An 18,807-nucleotide genomic window follows, 5' to 3' on the forward strand; every position below is an offset into this window, starting at 1 on the left:
TCAGAGCCGCCGGCACTGGCCTTCCTTGTCGCCGCTGACCCGGTTGCCGACGCCCCGGGGCCGCGGCGAGTTGCCCTCGCACTGCAGGTTGCCGTCGACGACGTTGCGCCGCACGACGAAGCGCCTGTTGTCGTCGAGCTGGATGTCGCCGTCGACGACGGTGCGCACGATGCGGCCCTTGCCGCCGTCCTCCAGCTGGATGTTGCCGCCGACGCGGGAGCGGTCGCCGGCGCGCGGCTTCACGACGACGCGGAGGAAGCCCTCGCCCTGGATGTCGCCGTCGACGCGCACGCCGCTGGCGACCAGGGTGGCGCCGGAGGCGACCTTCACGTTGCCGTCGACCCGGGTGCCGACGAGGCGGCAGGTGGCGCCGGAGGGGACGACCACGTCGTCGTCGAGGCTGACGGCGCCGAGGGTGCCGGTGCAGGTGACGGTGTCGGCGTACGCCGGGGCGGCCGCGAGGACGGTCGTCAGCGTGCCGGCGGCGAGGAGGGGCAGGGCGGCGAGGGAGGCGAGGGTCTTCTTCATGACCGCGAGCCAACCCGGTCGGGGTGAACACATGGTGAAGGCGGGGTGAGAGTGCTCTTACGCACCCGCACCCGCACCCCGCCTCCACCGACGCGGCCTCGAGGGGCTACTTCTTCTTCGCGCTCGTCTTCGCCTTGGCCTTGGAGGCCGCCTGCTTCTCGGTGGTCGCGCCCGAGGTGGCGAGCTCGCCGGCGGAGTTCTCGAGGTGGGCGCGGACGAACCAGTGGAACTGCTCCAGCTCGGAGGTCTGGGCGATCAGCAGGTCCTCGGTGATCGGGTCGACCTCGCCGACGGTCTCGATCGCCTTGCGGTTGTCCTCGATGACGCCGACGTAGACGAGGTCGAGCGCCCCGAGGTGGGCCTGGGCGGTGTCGCGGCCGATCGAGTACTCGTCCCAGCTGCGGTGCTCCACGAGCCGGCCTGGGGTGCCGATCGGGACGCCGCCCATGGTCGCGATCCGCTCGGCGGCGTCGTCGGCGAAGTTGCGGACGGCCTCGACCTGCGGGTCGATCATCTCGTGGACGCCGATGAAGTTGGGGCCGACGACGTTCCAGTGCACGTGCTTGAGGGTCAGGTGCAGGTCGTTGTAGGCGTAGAGGCGGTCCTGCAGCGCCTGGACGACGGTCTCGCTGTCCTTCGCGGACATGCCGGGCACGTTGTAGCCGGTGGCCATCTGGGTTCCTCCTAGGAGTCGTGTACGACGACTCCCGTACCCCGGTCTCCGCCCGGGGACACCCCGGCGTCCGCAGGGGTGGTCCAGGCAGTCAGCGGACCCTGCCGATCCTCAGGGTCCGCTGCCACGGGGCGTGGCCGGGCGCGGTGGCCCTGATGCGCACGGTGAGCTTCCTGCCGCGCAGCGAGCGCGTGAGAGCCAGCTTCGGCTTGCGCGCGGAGCGGATCGCCTTGCCGTCGGCGAACCACCGGTACGTCGCCTTCGCGCCCGGCGTCCGGAGCGGCAGCGCCACCCTGACGGTGGACCCCACGACGATCCGGCCGGACACCCGGGGCTTGCCGGTGACCACGGGCGCGGGCGCAGCCGTGGGGGTAGGGGTCGGCTCCGGCGTGAGGGCGTCGACCGGGGTCGGAGCCGTGGACGGCTCGGCGGTCGGGGTGGCCGTCGGGGTGGGGGTGCCGGTCCCGGGGACGGTCGGGGTCCCCGCCGCGGTCCGGGCGAGGTGGTACCGCTCGGCGTCTCCCAGCCGAGTCTTCACCATCACCCCGAACTCGTAGGCCGTCGCCGGACGGAGGCTGGGCACCGTCAGCGAGCGCTGGTCGATCGGCACCGTCGTCCACCCCCTGCCATCAACGTAGACGCGCTGCTCGGTCAGGGGGACGCCGCCGTCGGCGACCTCCCACGTGAAGGTCAGCGCGTCCGTGCCAGCCGTGTGGGAGATCGACGTGATGCCGGGCCTGCCCAGCGGAGTCACCGCCGCGGACGTGACGGACGTCGAGTCGCCGGCAGGGCTGTGAGCGGTGACGGTGAACGTGTAGGTCACTCCGTTGGTCAGCCCCGACACTCGGGCGTAGTCGCTGGAGCCGAGGAGCAGCACCCCTCGGTGCCCGCCCGGGTGCGAGACGACGGTGTAGCCGGTGACCGGGGAGCCGGCGGGGGAGACGGGCTCCCAGCTGACGTCGGCCTGGCCGTCGGAGGCGTTGACGAAGCGGAAGACCGGCGTCGTGGGGGGACCGACGGTGAAGCCCCCGATGGTCAGCTCGCGCGGAGCGCCGGCCGACGCGTCCCTCAGGTTCGCCGAGAACTCCCCGACCCCGGGAGCGTGGACGCCCACGTCGATCGCCGGCAGCGGGCCGCCGAGCAGGCGCGGGGGAGCGACCGTCAGCTCACCGGTCGCCTCGGTGCGTGCGCTGTGCAGGAAGGAGGCCCGCGCGACGGGCCCGAGCTGACCCAGCTCCCAGCCGTGGTCGGCCCAGGTCTCCTGGGTGAGGGCGATGCTGCCGTTCGTGGAGGCCCAGTACACCGGGGTGCCCTGCTCGTCGAGGACGCGGACCGTCTCGGGCGACGCCATGGGCGGAAGGGGGAGCGCCCCGAGGCTCCTGGACTCATTCGCGGTGAAGTACGCCGTCTCGAGGGCCAGGTAGCCCGCCGCGCCGTACGGCGTGGTGATGCTGAGGCTGGTGCTCGTCCCCGCCACGACGGGGAAGGCGAAGGCGCCGGCGGAGTCCGTCGTGACGGAGGAGTGGTTGTGGATGGGTGTCACCCGCACGCCGGGCGCCGGGTTGCCGGCGCTGTCGGTGACGACCCCACTGACGATCACGTTGGTGCTCGCCTCGGCCGGCACGAGGGCCATCGGGGAGGAGGCAAGGGCGAGGGCGGTGGAGAGGACGAGGCCGATCGTCCGGAAGCGGCTGAGCATGCGTGTCCTTCGAGCGTAGGGGCGCTCGAAGCGTAGGACCGCATGGTTCGCCGCCGGGGGCGAACGCGCAATCGGCACGACCTGCTGCAGCGCGAGGCCGCGGCTCAGACCAGGGCGTACCGGCGCTGCCGCTCCTCCTTCTCCTCGACCGCGGCGGTCGGCTTCGGCTCCGCGTCGACCACGGTGGGCGCCCCGAAGAGCCCGAGCAGCGCGATCACCAGCGGGGCCACGGCGTTGCGCATCGCGCGCCGGGCCGAGTCCACCCCCTCCGGCACCCAGCTGAGGTCGCCGAGGTCCATCCGCTGCCGGGCCAGCCCGCAGGCGAGCCCGGGCAGCCCGCGGGACTCCTCGAAGAGCTCGTCCTTGAGCCGCTGGGTGGGCCGGCCCTGCAAGGTGAGCGTCATGAGCCTGCGGAAGTCGGGGCGCTCCAGGGGCGGCACCAGGACGACGGCGTCGTCGGCCCCCAGGGCGCCGTCCGCGATCTCGGAGACGGGGACGAGCATGATCCGGCTCCAGGTCTCGGCGCGGAGCCGGAGCATCGCGGCGAGCCCCTTGGTGAGCCGCCCCTGGTCGCGCAGGAGCTCGATGGTGGCGCCCGTGCCGGGGTCGGCGTAGGCGTCGACCACGGGGAGCATGAGGGTGCGCGCCGCCTCGCGGGCGACCGTCTCCCGGCCGGAGCCCGGGTCGCCGACGAGCCAGACGACGCCGCTCGGCCCGTCGGGGTCCATCAGCCACCCCGTGGCCGCGGTGACGACCTGTCGCACCTCGTCTTCGCGCCCGATGGTCGACTCCCGCGGCGGCCACTCCCGGCAGGCGCTGACCACCTCGAGGTAGAGCGCCCGGGTCTGCGGCGCCGGGTCGACGCCGTACTCGTCGGCGAGGTGGCTGCGGAGCCGCTCGAACTCCTCGACGGGCTTGGCGGTCTCGCCGACGGCGAACCACGCCCGCATCAGGGCGCGGGTTGCCCGGTCCGACGGCTCGAGCGCCGAGGCCTGGCGGGCGAGGGCGAGCGACTGGGTCCAGTCCGCGCACCGGCCGGCCGCCTCGGCACCCTCGAGGAGGAGCCGCACCCGCAGCGCGCGCAGCTCCTGGCCGACCTCGTGCAGGGTGGGGCAGTCGGTGGCGCCGACGTCGAGGTCGTCGTCGTACAGGGCCTCGGCCTCGCGGACCAGCGCCACCACCCGGGCGGGCTGGGCGAGGGAGTCGACCTCCTCGACGTCCTCGGCCAGCGACCGGTAGGCGGCGACGTCGACCCAGGCGTCGGGCAGGGCGAGGCCGTGGCCGACCCTGACGACGGCCTCGTTGCCCAGCACCTTGCGCAGCTGGCACGTGGCGGAGCGGAGGCTGGCCGCGGCCTGCGCCGGGCCGGCGGTGGGCCAGAAGTGGTCCATCAGCTGCGTCGAGGCGACCGCCCGGCCGTCGGCGAGGGCGAGGACCCGTAGCAGGTCGAACGTCTTGGCCGTCCGCCACGCCGCCGGGTCGACCTCGCCGTCGGGCGTCCGGACCACGCCGGAGCCCAGAAGTCGGATCTCCACCTTCATGTCTGCCCCCCAGTGCTGACTCGTCGCAGCCGTCAGCGGCGCGCCCCCGCGGCGTACCACCGATCCCCCAGGTTCGGCCCGATCCGTTGTCGCTGGGTCATCGCGGATTCAACGTACGGCGGCGCCGTCCGGGAAGCGATCCCCGAAGTCGGGTATGGCGCGAAAAGATTTCACGTCCCTGTCACACCCGCCTTCACACACTCCACGGAGCGGACCGGGTGTGCCCGCCGCCACGGCGTTCGTGGTGGGAGCTGAATGGGGATCAGCAGATGACTGGAAAGACTTCACGCGCGGCGGGACGGCCGCGCAGCCCGAGGAGCAGGTTGCTCCGGGTGCTCACCTTCGTGCTGAGCAGCCTCCTGGCCGTCACCGGCCTCGGCGCAGTCGGGGGGACGCCGGCGGCCTTCGCCGTCGACCCGAACCCCGACTTCATGCTGATCGAGGAGGACCTCGAGCACATCCTGAAGCAGATCCAGATCGCCGAGGCGCACGCCGCCGGCGGTCAGCTGCTGTGTGCCTCCCCGACCGACACGACCGGCAAGTGCGTGCCCGACGAGGCGCTGCCCCTGGGCCTGCGGACCGTGGACGGCTCGTTCAACAACCTCAAGAACCCCGGCTGGGGCGCGGCGGACAAGCCGTTCCCGCGCAAGCTCCCGGTCCGCTGGCGCGGCGGTGAGGCGGTGCCTCCCGGCGCCCCGGGCAACAACCCGGCCAACACCGCGATGTGCGCCGCCGGCACGACGTGCTACCGGCAGAGCCAGGGCTTCGTCTACGACTCCGAGCCCCGCATCATCAGCAACCTGATCGTCGACCAGACGCTCGCCAACCCGGCCGCGCAGAACGCCATGGAGAACACCCCGGGCAGCACGGTCGACGCCGACGGCAACGTGTTCGTCCCCAACACCGCGCCCGACGAGGGCCTCTCGGCGCCCTTCAACGCGTGGTTCACCTTCTTCGGGCAGTTCTTCGACCACGGCCTCGACCTGGTCAACAAGGGCGGCAACGGCACGATGGTGGTGCCGCTGCGACCCGACGACCCGCTCTTCGACCCCGAGAGCAACACCAACTTCCTGCTGCTGAGCCGGGCCCAGCGCTACCCGGGCCCCGACGGCGTGGTCGGCACCGAGGACGACGTCCACAACAACCAGACGACGCCGTTCATCGACCAGAACCAGACCTACACCTCGCACCCCTCGCACCAGGTCTTCCTGCGGGAGTACGAGCTGCGCGACCACGACGGCGACCCGGCCACCCCCGACCGGCCGATGGACACCGGCCGGCTGCTCGACGGCACCCTGCCGAACGGCGGCACGGGCGGCCTCGCCACCTGGGCGGACGTGAAGCGGCAGGCCCGCGAGGTGCTCGGCATCGCGCTCGGCGCGCAGGGCACGCCCGGCCCGGGCAACAACGACTACCCCGACGTGGCCAACGTGCCGCAGGTCGACGTCGACCAGTACGGCAATTTCGTGCCGGGGCCGAACGGCTTCCCGGTGCTGCAGCTGGCCGACGGCGGCGAGGTCGAGGGTGACCCGGCCTCCCCGGTGTCGACCAGCAACGCGGCGCGGACCAACCACGCCTTCCTCGACGACATCGCGCACGGCGCCTCCCAGGACCCCAACGACCTGAGCGGCTACGACAACGTCGCCCTCGACGAGCACTTCGTCACCGGCGACGGGCGCGGCAACGAGAACATCGGCCTCACCGCCGTGCACCACGTCTTCCACGCGGAGCACAACCGGATGGCCCGGGCGATCGAGGAGATCCTCGCCCGGCCCGGCAACGAGCAGCTCAGGCTCGCCTTCGAGGGCAAGGCCAACACCTACCAGGAGAAGCTCGGCGAGGAGACGATTCCCGACGGCCCCGAGGCCGACGACTGGACCTACGAGCAGCGGCTCTTCCAGGCGGCGAAGTTCCCGACCGAGATGCAGTACCAGCACCTCGTCTTCGAGGAGTTCGCCCGCAAGGTGCAGCCGGCGATCGACGCGATCGTGCTCAACGAGAACAGCTATGACGCCACGATCAACCCGGCCATCACCGCGGAGTTCGCGCACGTGGTCTACCGGTTCGGCCACTCGATGCTCACCGAGGAGATCGAGCGCAACCTGCCCGGCGTCCCGGGCGTGGAGGACGTGAGCCTGCTCGACGGCTTCCTCAACCCGCGCACCTTCGACAACGACGGGGCGCTGACCCCGGAGCAGGCGGCGGGCGCGGTCGTCAACGGCACCACCAACCAGGTGGGCGGCCAGATCGACGAGCACGTGATCGACACGCTGCGCAACAACCTGCTGGGCCTGCCGCTGGACCTCGCGACCATCAACCTGGTCCGGGCCCGCGACGCGGCGGTCCCGCCGCTGCAGGTGGCGCGGAAGACGTTCTTCGAGGAGAGCGGCGACCCGATGCTGGAGCCCTACGACAACTGGGTCGACTTCGGGCTGGGCATGAAGAACGGCGACAACTTCGGCCGTGAGTCCACCAACCCGAACGCCTCCCTGGTCAACTTCGTGGCGGCGTACGGCAAGCACCCGACGATCCAGGCCGCGCAGACCGTGGCGGCCAAGCGGGCGGCGGCCGACCTGGTGGTCAACGGCGGTCCGGGCGAGCCGGCCGACCGGCTGGCGTTCATGAACAGCACCGGCGCGTGGGCCAACGCAGGAGGCACGACCACGACCGGCCTCGAGGAGGTCGACTTCTGGATCGGCGGCCTCGCCGAGGCGCTGGAGCCCTTCGGCGGCATGCTGGGCTCGACGTTCAACTACGTCTTCGAGAAGCAGATCGAGGACCTGCAGTTCGGCGACCGGTTCTACTACCTGTTCCGCAACCAGGGCAACCAGCTCTTCGCGGCGCTGGAGGCGAACTCGTTCTCGAGCCTCATCCAGCGCAACACCGACGCGACGCTGCTGCCGGCCGACATCTTCGCGGTGCAGGACCCCTACATCGACCTGGAGAACCTGCCGAGCCCGCTGCCGGCGGGCCTGGTGCAGATGGCCGACGGGACCTTCCGCTGGGACGGCGACGAGCACATCGAGATCCACGGCCTGCGGACCGGGGAGCCCCCGACGACCAACGACAGGATCCGCGCCGGTCAGGGTGACGACGCGCTCTGGGGGTACGGCGGCCACGACCGGATCGAGGGTGGCTCCGGCAACGACAGCCACATCGGTGGGGCGGGGAACGACATCCTCACCGACACCTTCGGCGACGACAACATCAAGGGCGGCTTCGGCAACGACGCCATCAAGGGTGGCTCCGGCGACGACCTGATCCTCGGCGGTCACGGCCACGACTACGTGGTCGCGGGCAACGACTTCAAGACGGTCTTCTCCGGGACGGGTCGAGACGTCGTGATCGGCGGCAACGGCCGGGACACGGTCTTCGCCGGGGAGCAGGACGACTGGCTCGAGGGCGGCGCCCACGCCGACCTGCTCCAGGGCGACAACGCCAACCAGTTCCAGAGCAACCCGCACGGCGGTGACGACATCGTCGACGGCGGCGCCGGCAACGACGACATGGAGGGCGAGGGCGGCGAGGACATCCTCATCGGCCGCCCGCAGGGCACCGACCGGATGGAGGGCGTGCACGGCTACGACTGGGTCACCTACCGCGGTGACACCACCGGCGTCGACGTGGACCTGCGGTTCACCACCCTCCAGCGGCCCGACAACCAGGCGGTCCGCGACCGGTTCGACCTCGTCGAGGCCGTCTCCGGCGGTGGCGGCAACGACGTGATCCGCGGCATGGGCAGCGAGATCGACGACGTGCCCAACCTCGACGAGCACAAGATGGTGCCGTCGTCGCTCGACAAGATCGGCGGGCTGCGTCAGATGCTCGACCCGGGTCACGCGCAGAACTACGCCGACCGCTTCATGCGGCAGCCGGTCGGGTTCGACACCGACGGCGCGAGCAACCTGCTCATCGGCGGTCCGGGCAGCGACATGATCCAGGGCCGGGGTGGCGACGACTTCATCGACGGCGACGCCATGCTCGACGTCTTCGTCAGGGTCAACGGCACGCGCTACGACAACCCCAGCAACCTGGCGCTGCAGACCGGGATCTTCAACGGCACGATCGACCCGGGCGACATCCAGTTCGTCAAGGCGATCGCGACCGACCCCGGCAACGACGACAACGACATCGCCGTCTACGGCGCCCCCAGCACCCAGTACTCGGTCACCGACCTCGGTGACGGCTACTGGCGGGTGGCGCACGACCAGGGCACCGGCGAGGCGGAGGAGTCCGAGGGCGCCGACGTCATCCGCAACATCGAGCTCCTGCACTTCGACGACGGCTGCTTCGTCCTCGGGGCGGCGCCGATGGAGGCGTGCGGCAGCTACGGCACGGCGACGCTCGACCACGCCAGCCCGCTCACCGAGGACGAGCCGGTCACCGCGACCGTCGTCTTCGACGGGCAGAACGTCGTGGAGAACCCGAGCAACATCCAGTTCCGCTGGATGATCGCCGAGGAGGAGGACGTCACCGCGGCGGCCGACTGGCTGGCCACGACCGTCCAGAGCCCGCAGAGCTGCGAGCGCAACGGCGACGGCGACATGGTCTGCCAGGTCGAGTTCCGGCCCGGCGACTTCGAGGTCGACAACCTGCTGCGGGTCGAGGTCACCTTCCTCGACGACCAGGGCGTGCTGCGGAGCATCAAGTCGCAGCCGACCGCCGAGATGGTCGCCAACGTCAACGACGAGCCGGTCGGGCCGGTGCTCAGCATGCAGAGCCCGGTGCTGGGCCAGGTCGTGCGGGCCTCCGGCCTCCAGGACGGGGACGGGCTGGGTGAGGCGGGGGAGACCCTGACCTGGACCTGGCAGGTCTCCGACACCGGGACGGGCGGCTGGACCGACGTCGAGACGAACCCGTGGAACATCACCGGCTTTGTCCCGCTCGCCGAGCACGTCGGCAAGTACCTGCGGGTGGTCGTCAGCTACACCGACGACCACGGGACGGCGGAGTCCCCGGCGTCGCCGGCGACGACCGACCCGGTGGCGGAGACCGCCCCCGGCCCGTCGGCACCGTCGGCACCGATCAGCGGCGTCGCAGCCGTCACCGGCAACGGGGCCATCCAGGTCTCGTGGACCGGCTCGGTCGACAACGGCGGCGCCGAGATCACGGGCCACGTGGTCAGCGTCTACGCCGACGGCGTCCTGCTGGAGACCCGGAACGCCGGGGCCGGCGCGACCAACCTGGTCGTCGACGGACTCGACACCGACCCGGCGATCGCCTACACCTTCACGGTCGCGGCGGTGAACGAGGCGGGGACGAGCGCGGCGTCCGAGCTGATGGGCCCGGTGAGCTTCACCGAGGTGCCGCTCACGGTGACCAGCACCGACCCGGCCGACGGGGCGGGCGACGTCCCGGTCGGGAAGCAGTTCGTCTCGGCCTGGTTCTCCGACGTCATCCAGGGGTTCGGCGGCGACAACGTCCGGTTGACGCGGGTCTCGAACGACACCGAGGTCCCGTTCACCCGGTCCTTCGACCCGGTCACCCACCGGCTCTTCATCAACCCCTTCGGCGGTGCCGAGGGCGTCGGGGAGCAGCTGGTCCCGGGTGAGGAGTACAGGGTCACTCTGACCGGCGGGCCGGCAGCGATCCGGTCGACGGCAGGGGTGGCGTTGGAGTCCCAGTCGTTCAGCTTCACCACGGCCGAGGCGGGCGCCGCTCCGACGGTCACCGCCAGCGACCCGGTCGACGGGGCGACCGACGTGGCGATCGGCAAGCAGTTCCTGCTGGCGACCTTCTCCGAGGCCGTCATCGGGTACGGCGGGTCGAGCGTGACGCTGACCAACGTCACCGACGGCGTGGAGGTGCCCTTCACCCGGTCGTTCGAGGCCTCGACGAACAGGTTGTTCATCAACCCGTTCGGCGGTGCCGCGGGCGCGGCCGAGCGGCTCGACCCGGGCAAGACCTACCGGGTCACGCTGACCGGCGGTCCCGCCGGGATCCGTTCGGCCGCCGGGGTGCCGCTGGTGACGCACTCGTTCAGCTTCACCACGGCCCCGGCCGGGGTGGCGCCGACCCTCACCGGCAGCACGCCTGCCGACGGGGCCAACGGGGTCGCGATCGGGCGGCACTACCTGATCGCCGACTTCTCGCAGCCGATCACCGGCTTCGGGGGCGACAGCGTGCGGATCACCAACCTGACGACCAACCAGGACATCGCGTTCACCAGGTCGTTCGAGTCGGGGACCAACCGGTTGTTCCTCAACCCGTTCGGCGGCGCCGACGGCGCGGCGGAGCGGCTCGAGCCGGGCACCTCCTACCGGGTCACGCTGACCGGCGGGGCGACGGCTATCAGGTCGCTCTCCGGGGTGCCCCTGACGACGACGTCGTTCACCTTCACCACGGCTGAGGCGGGGGTCCCCCCGACGGTCACGAGCACCACGCCCACCAACGGGGCGAGCAACGTGGCGGTCGACCGGCACTACCTGTTGGTGGCCTTCGACCAGGCGGTCACCGGGTACGGCGGCTCCAGCGTGACGCTGACCAACGTCACCGACGGCGTGGACGTGCCGTTCACCCGGTCGTTCGAGGCCTCGACGAACAGGTTGTTCCTCAACCCGTTCGGCGGTGCCGCGGGCGCGGCCGAGCGGCTCGACCCGGGCAAGCAGTACCGGGTGACGCTGACCGGCGGGGCGACGGGCATCCGCTCGCTCTCCGGGGTGGGGCTGGCGACCCAGTCGTTCACCTTCACGACGGCCAGCGGCGGGGCCGCCCCGACCGTCACCAGCACCACGCCGGCCGCAGGCGCCAGCAACGTGCCGGTGGACCGCCACTACCTGCTGGTCGGCTTCTCCGAGGCCGTCACCGGGTTCGGCGGGTCGGCGGTGACGATCACCGACCTCAGCACGAACGAGGAGATCGCGTTCACCAGGTCCTTCGAGGCCTCGAGCAACCGGCTCTTCCTCAACCCGTTCGGCGGGGCCGCCGGTGCCGCCGAGCAGCTGAAGCCGGGGACGTCGTACCGGGTGACCCTCACCGGTGGGGCGACCGCGATCAGGTCCATGGGAGGGGTGCCGCTGGCGACGCAGTCGTTCACCTTCACCACGGCTCCCTGACGGGACGGGCTCCCTGACGGGCAGGGCAGGGGCGCTCGGGCCGGGTCGGCATCCCCGCGTGGGGTGCCGACCCGGCTCCACCGCAGGCGCAGCAGCAACGCACGCAGCAGCAACGCACAGCAGCAACGGATCCAGGGGGCACACGATGCACAGGAACACCATCACAGCGGTCGCCGCGGGGATCGCGCTCTCGGTGGCGCTGGCCACGGGGTGCTCCGGCGACGAGCCGGACGGGGCGGACGCCGGCGCTGCTGGCACCGGGCAGCAGGCCGAGGGCGGCAGCAGCGGCAGCGGCAAGCCGGCGGCCGAGCAGGTCGACGAGCTGGGCGGCTCGCGCGTCGCGTTCGGCGAGCCCGTCGAGTACGCCGACGGCCTGCGCATCGTCGTCGGCGACCCTCAGCCGCTCGAGGTGCCGTCGGGCGCGGCCGGCGGGGCCGAGGAGCACGTACGGCTCACCGTGCGGCTGGTCAACGGGTCGAAGCGGAAGGTCTCGCCCGTCGACGTCGCGCTGATGGTCGAGAGCGGCGGCGGCCAGGCGGCCGACGTCTTCGACCGCGGGCAGAAGCTCAACGGCCCACCGCGTCGGGCGGTCGCGCCGGGCGGGGAGGCCCGCTGGGCGCAGGGGTTCGGCGTGGCCGACCCCGAGGACGTCGTGGTGGTGGTCCAGGCCGGGCTGGACCGGATCCCGGTGGCCTTCGGCGCGTCGTGAGGAGCCAGGCCCGGTAGTCCACCCACTTCGAAGAGGGTCATCATGGGAGACCGTCCACGCATCGCGATCGCGCACGACTACCTCACCCAGCGCGGCGGCGCCGAGCGAGTCGTCCTCGCCCTGGCGGAGCGCTACCCCGACGCGCCGATCCACACCACGCTCTACGACCCCGACGGCACCTTCCCCGAGTTCCGGGGGCTCGACGTGCGGCCGTCGGCGCTCAACGCGGTGGCGGCGCTGCGCCGCCACCACCGGCTCGCGCTGCCGCTGCTGCCGTGGGCCAGCGGGTCGGTGCGGATCGACGCCGACGTGGTGATCGCCTCCAGCAGCGGCTGGGCCCACGGGTTCGGCGGCCGGCACCGCAAGCTCGTCTACTGCCACTCCCCGGCCCGGTGGCTCTACTGCGGCGACCAGTACCTCTCCAGCCGGCCCGATCCGCTCAAGGCAGTGGCCCTGGGCATGCTGGCGGGCCACCTGCGCCGCTGGGACAGGCGCAGCGCCCGGGCGGCGGACCGCTACCTGGTGAACTCGACCGTGGTGCGGGAGCGGGTGCGCGAGGCCTACGGGATCGACGCCACCGTGGTCCCGGCCCCGCTGGCCCGGACCATCGAGGACGCGGCGCCCGAGGAGTGCGACGACCCGTTCGTGGTCGCGGGCGGCTACTTCCTCTGCGTCTCCCGGCTGCTGCCCTACAAGAACGTCGACCGCGTGGTCGACGCCTTCCGGCTCGCGCCCGACCTGCGGCTGGTGGTCGTGGGGCAGGGGCCGGAGTGGGAGAAGCTGGTCGCCTCCGCTCCCGACAACGTCCACCTGCTGCGCGACCTGACCGACGGCCAGATGAAGACCGTCTACTGCCGGAGCCGGGCGCTGGTCTCGGCGAGCCACGAGGACTACGGGCTCACCCCGCTGGAGGCGGCCGGGGTGGGCCGGCCGAGCGTGGTGCTGCGCGCGGGCGGCTTCCTCGACACGATGGTCGACGGGGAGACGGCGGTCTTCTTCGACGAGCCGACCCCCGTCGCGATCCTCGCCGCGCTGCGGGCCTGCACGGCCCGCGCGTGGGACGCCGCGGCGATCCGGGCGCACGCGCAGACCTTCTGCCAGGAGGCCTTCCTCGCGCGGATCGACGCCGAGGTGCGCGACCTGCTCGTCGGGGCGCGGGTCCCGCGACCTGCCCTGCCCGTCTCGACGCTGCCCGGCCCCGAGCTGCCCGGGCCCGCGCTCGCGCTGCGGAGGGTCTCGTGACGCTGCACCGGGCGGCGCCCGCCGAGCGCGCGAGGGGCGGACAGCTGGCCGGCGTCGGCACGGCGGTGCTGGTGCGGGTCGCGACGCTGGCCCAGCTGCTGGTGGCGGCGCTGGTCCTCGACGCGGCGGGCTACGCGGTGGTGGCGGTGGCGCTGGGCGTGGCGGCGGCCGCGCAGGTGGTCACCGACTCCGGCGCCGCGGCGTACCTCGCCATCCTGGAGCGGCCCGGGCCCCGCGTGCTGCGGCAGCTGGTCGCCTGGCAGGCGCTGGTCGGCGGCGTGGCCGCGGGCGTCGGGGCGCTGCTGGTGCTCCGGGCGGCCGCGGCGGGGGACGCGACCGTGCTGGTGGTGGCGCTGGCGGTCCCGGCGACCAGCGCGGTGGAGTCGGTGGGCCGGCTGTGCCGCGTCCAGTGGCTGCGCGGGGAGCGGGTGCACGCCTACGCGTCGGTCGACGGCGGGTACGCCGCGGCGCGGCTGGTGCCGGTCGGCTGCCTGCTGGCCGGGTGGGGGGCGTGGTCCTTCGTCCCGGGGCTGGTGCTCGCCCTGGCCGCGACGCTCGTGGTCTGGGCGGGGGCCCGGGTCGAGGCTCAGGCCGACGCCGTCGCGGCCGCGTCCGTCGCCGCTGACCGCGCCGCCGGCGACGAGCCGGTGCCGTTCGCGCGCACCGTGCGCCGCTCCATGGCCTACGGGGTACCGGTGATGGCCACCGGTCTCTACTCCCAGGCGCCAGTGGTGGTGACCGCCGCCCTCTCCTCGGTCGAGACCGCAGCAGCGGTGGCGGTGGCGGCCCGGCTGGTCCAGCCGCTGGAGATGGTGGCGGCGTCGTACTCGCAGATGGCGCTGCCCGCCCTGGCCCGCGGACGGATGGTCCGCGAGCACCTGCTCGCCGTGCTCGGGGCGCAGGGGCTGGCCCTGGGGGTCGGGGGCGCGGTCGGGGTCGCGGGGTTCCTCTGGGTGACCGGGGCGGACCGCGACGGGTGGGTGCTGGCCTTCCTCATGCTGGCGGTGCTGCCGGTGAAGTACCTCAACTACGGGCAGGCGGCGCTGCTGACCGCGGCCCGGCGCCCCGACCTGCGGACGGTCGTCTCCGTCGGGCTCGGCCTGGTCTGCCTCACCGCGGTGGTGCTCGTCGCCCGCGGCCCGGCGTGGGAGGTCGGCGCGGTGGTCGTGGTCAACGAGCTGCTGCTGCTCGTCGGCCTCGGGGTCGCGGTCCGGGCCGCCCAGGGACCTGCGCCGAGGCGGGCAGCCGTCCAGCGGGTCCGGGTCGGGGGTGACCGCCGTGGCTGACCTGCTCATCGCCTCAGCGACGACCTGGGACGGGCACCTGCCGCGCAACCTGGGCGACGAGGCGCTGACCCTGGCGCTGGCGCAGGAGTGCGAGCGCCGCGGGCACCGGGTGCGGGTCTCGCTCGCCGGTGCGGGCGGGGCGGGCGAGCGGGTCTGCGTCTCCCGGCCTGCCGAGCTGGTCCGCGCGGTGCGGGCGGCCGACCTGGTGCTGCTGGGCGGCGGCACGCTGCTCGCCGGCCACGTCGACGGGCGCCGGTCGGTGCTGCCGCGGGGGTTCCCGCGGTTCCTCGCGGCGGTCACCGCGGTCGCCGCTGCGTGCGGCACGCCCGTCGCGCTGGTCGGCGTGGGGGCGGAGCGCTGGCCCGAGGGCCCCGAGGACGCGTTGCTGCGCTGGGTGGTGCGCCGGGCCGGGTCGGTCTGGGTGCGCGACGCCGCCTCGGCGGAGTTGGTGGCGCGGCAGGGCGGGCGGCACGCCCGGCTGGGCGGCGACACGTTCTTCGCCGCCCGCCTGCCCGTCGCGGTGCCCAGAGCCGTGGCCTCCGGCGCCCCGGCCCTGCCCCCGCTGGAGCGGGCGGTGGAGCAGGTGGTGGTCGCGCTGAGCGGGCGGACCACCGCCCAGGAGTGCGCCGAGGTCGCGCGCCGGGTGGCGGCGTACGCCCCCCGCGAGGTGCGGGTGCGGCGGATGGACCAGCACGGCGACGACGACGTCGCCGCCCAGCGGGTGGTCTGCCACCTGGAGACCGCGGGGGTGCGGACCCGGCTGGAGCCGCACGTCGTCGACTGGCGGACGGCGTACGCCGGGCTGGCCGCCGCCGACCTGGTGGTCGCCTCCCGGCTGCACGCGCTGGTCTTCGCCGCGCGGGCCGGGGTGCCGGCCTGGGCGGTCGGGAGCAGCCCCAAGGTGCTGGCCTTCGCCGCGGAGGCCGGGGTGCCGCTGCTCGGCTCTGGGGAGCCGCCGTGCGTCGCCACGACGGCGTACCTCGACGCCCAGCGGAGCCGCCTGGCCGCCTCCCTGGACGACGTCCTGGGGGTGGTCGGGTGAGCGACGCGCGCGCCTTCCCCGCCGTGGCCGCCGTGGTGGCGGCCGTGGCGGTCGCGGCCTGCCTGCTGGTCGACTCGCCCGCGGGGCGGATCGCCGTGCTGGCGGCGACCCTCGCGACGTCGACAGCGCTCGAGCTGGCCCGCAGCCGCAACGTGCTGTCGCCGGTGGTGGTCGTGGCGGGGCTCTTCGCGTGGTTCTACGTGGCGAAGCCGCTGCACGTGCTCGAGGTGGGAGTGATCAGCTCCGGCACGAGTGTCGACGCGATCCCGGTGCTCGGGGCGTGGCGCTCGGTCATGGCCGAGGCGCTGCTGGCGGTCACGGTCGCCTTCTGCTTGGTCAACCTCGCCTTCCAGATCGTCGTCGCCGGCCGCCGGCCCGCCCCCGCGCCGCGGCCGGCGACGACCCACGAGCTCGACCCGGCTCTCTTCCGGCTGGCCGCCGCGGCGGTGGTGGCGATCGACGTCGTGGCGTTCGGCCTGCTGGTGCGCGCGGCGGGCGGGCTCTCGGCGTACGTCGGGGGGCTGGCGCTGCGCAGCGACTCGCTGGCGGGGCTGTCGTTCCTCACCCTGGCGACGGTGCCGCTCAACCTGCTGCTCCTCGTCGGGCTGACCGCGCGCTTCCGCGGGGTCCGGGGGGCGCCGGGGTCGGGGCTGCTGCTGGCGCTGGGCGGGCTGGCGCTGGGCAGCGCGCTGCTGACCGGCGGGCGGGCCTCCCTGCTCACCGGCCTGCTGCTGCCGGTGCTCGTGGTCGTCCACTACGCGCGGCGGCGGATCGGGGCGGTGGTGGCGGCGTCGCTGGCGTTCGCGGGGATGGTCGCCTACGTCGCGCTGGGGGCGCTGCTGCGCGACTCGCAGTTCAGCCGGACGGCCGGGCTGGGGCCGTGGGACTTCGTCCGCGCGCGGCTCGGCGACCTGCACGAGAGCCTCGTCGGCGGGCTGGCGGTCGTGCCCTACGACTCGCTGGTGCGGGTGATGGGGGCGAGGGCGTTCGGCGACCTCACCTGGCAGCAGGGGGCGACCTACCGGTCGATCCTCACCTGGCCGGTGCCGCGGGCGCTGTGGGCGGAGAAGCCGGCCGGCGGCGGGAACGCGTGGTTCACCGAGACCTACGTGCCGCGGTTCTACGGCGACGAGCGGATCGAGTCGAGCCTGTCGTTCGTGGGGGAGAGCTACGCCAACTTCGGGTGGGCCGGGGTGGTGCTGGGCAGCCTGCTGATGGGCACGCTGGTCGGGCTGCTGCACGCCCGGCTGCGGCACGCGCGCCTGCCCGGCGTCGGGGGGAGCGGGGACGCGTTCTCCCTGCCGCTGTACGCCGCCGTGCTGGGCTTCCTGTCGCCGGCCTTCCGGGGCGACGCCTACCACAACGTGACTGGGGTGGTCTTCGCCGTCGCGGTCTGGTGGGGGATGCGGGCGGTGCTGACGAGGGTGCCCGCCCGGACGGCTCAGAGCGCCCTGGCCAGCTCCAGGACGGTGGCGGCGGAGTCGTCCCAGGAGAAGCGGCCGGCCAGCTCGCGCAGGCTGGCGGGGGAGCCGGGGGTGGTGGCGGCGCGCAGGAGGCTGGCGCTGATCTCGTCGACCGACGTGGGGTCGGCGAACACGGCCGAGCCCGCCGGTGCGAGCCACCGGTACGCCGGGATGTCGCTGAGCAGCAGCGTGCCCGTCATCGAGGCGGCGGCCTCGACGACGGGGATGCCGAAACCCTCCGCCAGACTCACGCTGGTGAAGACGGAGGCGTCGCGGTAGAGGCAGGCGAGGTCCTCGTCGGAGACCCGGTCCAGCAGCCGCACCCCGCTGGCCCCGTCGGTCAGCTCGGCGAGGCCCGGGACCTGCCGGAACGACGCCGCGCTGCCGCCCGCGACCAGCAGCGGGTGCTCCGCGCGGAAGTCGGCCGGGAGCTGGCGGTAGGCGGTCACGAGGCGGACGAGGTTCTTCCTGGGCTCGAGGCTGCCGACGGTGAGGATGAACCTCTCGGGGACCTCGAAGGTGGGCTGGTGGCCGTCGGGCGGCACGAGGTCGGCCGACGGGGCGTTGGGTGCGACGACGATCGGCATGCCCCTCCTGGCGACGGCTGCGACCTGGTCGCGCACCGGCTCGCTCACCACCACCAACCCGGCCGCGTGCTGCAGGTGGTGGCGGAGCAGTCGCCGGTGCAGCTCGACGTAGGCGCGGCTGTACCACTCCGGGTGCTCGAGCGGGAAGAGGTCGTGGACGGTGACGACGTGCCGCTTAACCCCCACCGGCGCGCGGCTCGTCAGGGAGACCAGCACGTCGCCCCGAGCGCGGAGCGGAAGGCGGGTCATGAGGTCGAGCCAGGCGGCCCGGCCGGTCAAGCGCGGGTGTAATTCGGTGATGGTGGGGTCGGTCGTGAGTAGCCGGGCCGCAATCTCGGTGGCGTACCTCTGCTGTCCGGACACCGTCTGCGCCCGGAAGTAGCCGTTGACACTCACCCCCACGGCGTCAGGCTAGCCCTCCAGGGCGGTTGAGGAGCGAGCGCAGCGAGCGTCTCGAAACCACCGGGTCTGCCCCCAGTTGAGTTGACACCTTGACCTGCCCCACGTCTTGGTTTCCACTCGTCGTGATGAGTTCTCAGGCGGAAACGGTGTCTGCGGGTGAGGCTAGCTCGTACTCGATCGGTGTCTTGTAGCCCAGCGCGGAGTGGCGTCGTTGGCGGTTGTGGAAGATCTCGATGTACTCGAAGATCGCGTTCGCCAATTCGACCCGGGTCTTCCACTTGCGGCGGTTCAAGAGTTCGATCTGCATCGAGGACCAGAAGCATCTCCATGCTGGCGTTGTCGCCGGCTCCGTAGGAGCGGCCCATCGAGCCGACCAGGCCGTTGTTGGCCAGGAGCCGCTGGGTGCGGTTGGCGCGAAATTGGCCGCCTCTGTCGCTGTGACACACGGTGCCTACGGGGGCGCGTAGGGCGATGGCGTTGCGCATCGCCGCACATGCCAGAGACGACTTCATTCTGGTGTCGATCGAGTAGCCGACGATCTTGTTCGACCACACGTCCTTGATCGCACAGATGTAGAGCT

General features: G+C 73.1%; 10 protein-coding genes and 2 pseudogenes. 5 read left to right on the forward strand and 7 right to left on the reverse strand.

Annotation, left to right across the window (positions count from 1 at the left end; genetic code table 11):
- The 4 genes from DNK53_RS17410 to DNK53_RS05970 form a co-directional block, all read right to left on the reverse strand.
- Positions 1-528, reverse strand: a complete 528-nt coding sequence (locus tag DNK53_RS17410) for a hypothetical protein (protein WP_162599806.1) — start codon at positions 526-528, stop codon at positions 1-3.
- A 106-nt stretch (positions 529-634) separates the two neighbouring features.
- The gene (locus tag DNK53_RS05960) at positions 635-1,201 is read right to left on the reverse strand and encodes a Dps family protein (protein ID WP_110181289.1); all 567 of its coding nucleotides are present in this window, start codon (positions 1,199-1,201) and stop codon (positions 635-637) included.
- A gap of 91 nt (positions 1,202-1,292) precedes the next feature.
- Entirely contained in the window at positions 1,293-2,900 is a 1,608-nt protein-coding gene (locus DNK53_RS05965) for a fibronectin type III domain-containing protein (RefSeq protein ID WP_110181290.1), read from the reverse strand.
- Between the two features lie 104 nt (positions 2,901-3,004).
- Positions 3,005-4,441 (reverse strand): AfsR/SARP family transcriptional regulator, encoded by a 1,437-nt coding sequence (locus DNK53_RS05970; RefSeq protein ID WP_110181291.1) that lies wholly within the window; start codon positions 4,439-4,441, stop codon positions 3,005-3,007.
- A 332-nt stretch (positions 4,442-4,773) separates the two neighbouring features.
- On the opposite strand from DNK53_RS05970, the gene DNK53_RS05975 reads away from it, so the two are divergent.
- The 5 genes from DNK53_RS05975 to DNK53_RS05995 all read left to right on the forward strand — a co-directional run bounded on the left by DNK53_RS05975 (position 4,774) and on the right by DNK53_RS05995 (position 15,775).
- Positions 4,774-11,496, forward strand: a complete 6,723-nt coding sequence (locus DNK53_RS05975) for a peroxidase family protein (protein WP_162599807.1) — start codon at positions 4,774-4,776, stop codon at positions 11,494-11,496.
- A gap of 145 nt (positions 11,497-11,641) precedes the next feature.
- Positions 11,642-12,205 carry a hypothetical protein gene (locus tag DNK53_RS05980; protein ID WP_110181293.1) on the forward strand — a complete coding sequence of 188 codons (564 nt, stop codon included), beginning with the start codon at positions 11,642-11,644 and terminating at the stop codon, positions 12,203-12,205.
- A 42-nt stretch (positions 12,206-12,247) separates the two neighbouring features.
- Complete coding sequence (locus DNK53_RS05985; protein WP_110181294.1) at positions 12,248-13,447, forward strand: glycosyltransferase; 1,200 nt, start codon at positions 12,248-12,250, stop codon at positions 13,445-13,447.
- Positions 13,444-14,733, forward strand: a complete 1,290-nt coding sequence (locus DNK53_RS05990) for a hypothetical protein (protein ID WP_110181295.1) — start codon at positions 13,444-13,446, stop codon at positions 14,731-14,733. Before DNK53_RS05985 ends, DNK53_RS05990 begins: the two co-directional genes overlap by 4 nt.
- Positions 14,726-15,775 carry a polysaccharide pyruvyl transferase family protein gene (locus tag DNK53_RS05995; protein WP_162599808.1) on the forward strand — a complete coding sequence of 350 codons (1,050 nt, stop codon included), beginning with the start codon at positions 14,726-14,728 and terminating at the stop codon, positions 15,773-15,775. The genes DNK53_RS05990 and DNK53_RS05995 overlap by 8 nt, the downstream gene beginning before the upstream one ends.
- Positions 15,776-17,216: 1,441 nt before the next feature.
- Here DNK53_RS05995 and DNK53_RS06000 read toward each other — a convergent pair.
- The 3 genes and pseudogenes from DNK53_RS06000 to DNK53_RS18480 form a co-directional block, all read right to left on the reverse strand.
- Positions 17,217-18,227: a glycosyltransferase family 4 protein gene (locus DNK53_RS06000; protein WP_162599809.1), complete on the reverse strand. Its 1,011-nt coding sequence runs from the start codon at positions 18,225-18,227 to the stop codon at positions 17,217-17,219.
- Between the two features lie 133 nt (positions 18,228-18,360).
- Positions 18,361-18,573: pseudogene (locus tag DNK53_RS17980) on the reverse strand (IS3 family transposase); the annotation flags it as partial.
- A 16-nt stretch (positions 18,574-18,589) separates the two neighbouring features.
- Positions 18,590-18,799, reverse strand: a pseudogene (locus DNK53_RS18480) (DDE-type integrase/transposase/recombinase); the annotation flags it as partial.
- Between the last annotated feature and the right edge of the window lie 8 nt (positions 18,800-18,807).

Source organism: Nocardioides solisilvae (assembly GCF_003194625.1).
GTDB lineage: Bacteria > Actinomycetota > Actinomycetes > Propionibacteriales > Nocardioidaceae > Nocardioides > Nocardioides solisilvae.

What these genes read in the sequence shown, in the direction of transcription:
- DNK53_RS17410 (WP_162599806.1), bottom strand. Translation starts at nt 528, where the DNA reads ATGAAGAAGACCCTCGCCTCCCTCGCCGCCCTGCCCCTCCTCGCCGCC.
- DNK53_RS05960 (WP_110181289.1), bottom strand. Translation starts at nt 1,201, where the DNA reads ATGGCCACCGGCTACAACGTGCCCGGCATGTCCGCGAAGGACAGCGAG.
- DNK53_RS05965 (WP_110181290.1), bottom strand. Translation starts at nt 2,900, where the DNA reads ATGCTCAGCCGCTTCCGGACGATCGGCCTCGTCCTCTCCACCGCCCTC.
- DNK53_RS05970 (WP_110181291.1), bottom strand. Translation starts at nt 4,441, where the DNA reads ATGAAGGTGGAGATCCGACTTCTGGGCTCCGGCGTGGTCCGGACGCCC.
- DNK53_RS05980 (WP_110181293.1), top strand. Translation starts at nt 11,642, where the DNA reads ATGCACAGGAACACCATCACAGCGGTCGCCGCGGGGATCGCGCTCTCG.
- DNK53_RS05985 (WP_110181294.1), top strand. Translation starts at nt 12,248, where the DNA reads ATGGGAGACCGTCCACGCATCGCGATCGCGCACGACTACCTCACCCAG.